Here is a 3,593-nt window from a genome sequence, read left to right as displayed (position 1 = left end):
AGCCTATAACTTGTACAGCGGCGGCAGCGGCACCGGATTCTATGTTTTTCCGAAGCCTGCTCCACAGCCTTCCACTGCCCATGTCTCGATTGCCATTGAAGGACCGGAGGCTCCGATTGCGGAAGGAACGGTGTACGCTTCAAATGTGCTTGACGCGCTCAAGCGGCTGGCGGTGGCCAAGGATATCCCTTTATCCGTGTCAAGCAATGATTATGTAACGTCGATTCAAGGAATTTCCGCAGGGAAATACGGATCGTATGATGGATGGATGTACGCCGTAATCCGGAATGGTCAATATGCGGACGCGAATACGGGTATGGCGGGATTCGCTCTTCAAAATTCCGACCAAGTGCTCATTTATTACACAGGATCTGATACTGGCCTGGTTGATTCTGTAACTTTTTCTCCGGTTAACCCGAAGCCGGGAGAAGCTTTTACGGCGACGGTTATGAAAAAGGCTTCGGCCAACGTAAATGGCAGCTATGAACTGGTAACGGTTCCGGCTGGGAATGTTCAAATCAACATCGGCGGGGAAACAGTATCGACCGACAATCAGGGAGTTGCTTCTTTCTCAAGTAAAGCCGTTCAGTCATCCGGTACTTATACAGTTACAATTACGGGCCATCAGAGCGGGGCGGCGCCTAGTATTGTCCGGGCAAAGACCATCCTGTATGCAGGCGGTGAAAAAAATCCTGCCGTACATGCTGCTGCGGCTGTGGAAGGTCCTCAGGGGCCGATTGCTGAAGGTGAAATTCAGGGCTCAACCGCCCTTGAAGCGCTCAAGGACATCGCCTGGAAGAAGGATCTGGGCATAACGGTAACCGGTGGCACTTACGGAGATTATGTAACGGCGATTCAAGGCGTCGAAGCGGGTGCTTACGGCGGCTTCGATGGATGGAATTATGCAGTTAAGCGTGATGGCCAATGGATATCGCCAAGTGTAGGGGCAGGCGCTTTTCCACTGCTTCAAGGGGATCAGGTTGTTTTCTATTATGGGGATTTTGGCACTCAGCTGGTGAATTCCGTTACGGTTTCCAAACCTCAACTTCAGGCGGGTGATGGGTTTAATGTAACGGTTAGCAAGTTGGGCTGGGACTATGATCCGGTAACATATGAACCGACTCCTGTTATTTCTGGAGCGGATGGGGTTCAGGTTGCTGTCGGTGGGCAGACCGCCGATACGAACGGAGAGGGTATAGCATCCTTTGACGGACTGCCCGCCGGAAATTATACGATCACGGTTACCGGCTACAAGAACAACGCCGCACCGGGCATTGTTCGTTATACACAGCCATTGATTGTTTCCGGGCAAACCAATCCGCCGGCGCTGTCCAAGGCAACCATTTCCGTTGTCGGCAATACTGTAAAAGGAACGATTCTTCCAAGCACTTCGGTTCCCCTGAATGCGGGCGATACTCCATACAGTCTGCTCGTTCGCACGCTGGGCAGTGGCAAAGTAGGGTTGCAGACAACTTCGGGGGGCGTGTATGTCTATGCGATTGACGGTCTGGCTGAATATGACGGAGGCCCCGAGAGCGGCTGGAAGTATTTCGTCAATGGAAACGAACCGTCGGTCGGCGCCGATAAGTATGTGCTTCAAGACGGAGACGAGGTGCTGTGGAAGTATGTTACCTCTTTGACGGAAACATCTACCGGCAGCACTTCGGGCACACCAGATCCGGCAGCTTCCAGTGTGGCGATTACTTCCGCCAATACGCTGCCGCTGAATCAGGTTGGCGCGACAACAGCGGTAAGCGGCACGCCGATGACGGCAGAGAAATCCGCCGAACTGGCCAAGACGCTGGCGGCAAACAGCGTATCCTTGGCGCGTTTGGCTACATCGGCTGGAGCTACCTTGAAGGATGCGGCGGGCGAGGTGCAGCTGCAAATTCCAGCGGGAGCGGTGGAAGGCGGCACCGTTACCATTAATGTGCAGGAGCAGCCTTCATCCCGGCCGGAGCTGGTATCCGGCTTGTACGAGTTCACGCCGAATGGAACGAAATTTGCCAAGCCTACGGATTTGTCCATCCAAATTCCCGTTGGTGCGCGCTATCCGCAAAATCTGGCGCTGGCCTGGCTGGATGAAAAGACGAATCAATGGATTCCGGTTCCGGCCGTATTGGATTTGTCGACAGGAACGATTTCCGGTAAAGTGAGCCATTTTACCAAATACGCTGTAGTTGACCGCAGCAAATGGGAACCGGCCGGAAGTGCAATAGCAGCCGATATTTCGGCAGCGGCGGAATGGATCTTGTCGGCGGGCGAGCTTAGCGATTGGCAGGCCTTCGGCTTGGCCCGTTCCGGCAATGCGCTTCCGTCAGGATATCTGGCCGGTGTGCTGAAGCAAATAGCGGAGAGCAAGGGCGAATTCCGCAAGGTGACCGATTACGAGCGCCTGGCGCTCTCAATCACCGCTGCTGGCGGAGATCCGAGAAATGCGGCGGGATGTGATCTGATCGCCAAAATCTATAATAACAAGAACCTCACGAACCAGGGCAGCAACGGACCGATTTTTGCGCTTCTTGCGCTGGACAGCGGAAACTATTCTGTTCCAGCGGATGCGGCATGGACTCGAGAGAAGCTGGTTCAGTGGATATTGGATATACAGAACACGGACGGAGGCTTCCCGCTGACTAAGGGCGGCGAAAATAACGTGGACCTTACCGCGATGGCGGTCGCCGCACTGTCGGCGCACAAGGAAGAAGCCGGAGTGCAGGCAGCCGTCGATCAAGCGGTGGCCTGGCTCTCGGCGCAGCAGCTGGAAGACGGCGGCTACAAGCTGTCCGGCGAAGAGAATAGCGAAAGCGTGGCACAGGTTATCATCGCCCTTTCCGCAGCGGGTATCGGACCGGGTGATGTCCGGTTTGTCAAAGCGAAGGGAAGCCTGCTGGGTAATCTGGCGACCTTCAAGCGCAGCGACGGCGGCTATGCGCATACAGTGAATGGCGGCAGCAGCGGGTTGGCGACCGAGCAGGCGCTGCTTGCCTTGACGGCGTATGATCTGTATCTGAACGGAAAAGGAAAGCTGTACAGCTTGACTGATGCCCCGGCAGCAGCCGGAATCGTATTCGCCGACGAGCATCAAATCTCGGCATGGGCGCTGTCTTCGGTGCATGAAGCTTTTGACAAAAAGCTAATGGAAGGTATGGGCGGAGCAAGTCCCTTATTCGCGCCGAAATCGGCGATTACCCGGGCGCAGTTTGCAGCCCTGCTCGTCAGATTAACCGGGAATACGCCTGCTGCTTCCACGGCGGTTTCCGGCTTTGACGACGTAAAACCCAATTCATGGTATTATGGATATGTGATGAAAGCCAAAGAGCTTGGCGTAATCGGCGGAGTAACGGCTGCTTCGTTCAAGCCGAACCAGCCCGTCAGCCGCCAGGATATGGCGGTGATGATTGCGCGGGCCTACAAGCTGTCTCCTTCGTCCAGAGCATCCTTCAAGGACGGCGCCGCAATCGGCAATTACGCGCTTGACGCGGTGAACGCGGTCACGGAGAAGGGGTACATGACCGGCTTCGGGGGCTCGTTTGATCCAAGCGGCGTCGTCACGCGGGAAATGGCGGCGGTTGTAGCGGTCAGACTGCCCTAGT

The 3,593-nt window shown here is 55.4% G+C and carries 1 protein-coding gene; it reads left to right on the top strand.

Features of this window, described 5'->3' with window-relative positions; all coding sequences use genetic code 11:
* Positions 1-3,592 (top strand): DUF4430 domain-containing protein (locus L691_RS30610; protein WP_025689636.1); only part of this gene is annotated, 3,592 nt, incomplete at its 5' end.
* Position 3,593 lies beyond the last annotated feature (1 nt).

The organism is Paenibacillus zanthoxyli JH29 (genome assembly GCF_000520715.1).
In the GTDB taxonomy this organism is placed as follows: domain Bacteria; phylum Bacillota; class Bacilli; order Paenibacillales; family Paenibacillaceae; genus Paenibacillus_AQ; species Paenibacillus_AQ zanthoxyli.
The sequence above is the reverse complement of the archived record's forward strand: the minus strand, read 5'-3'. Positions and strand labels throughout refer to the sequence as shown.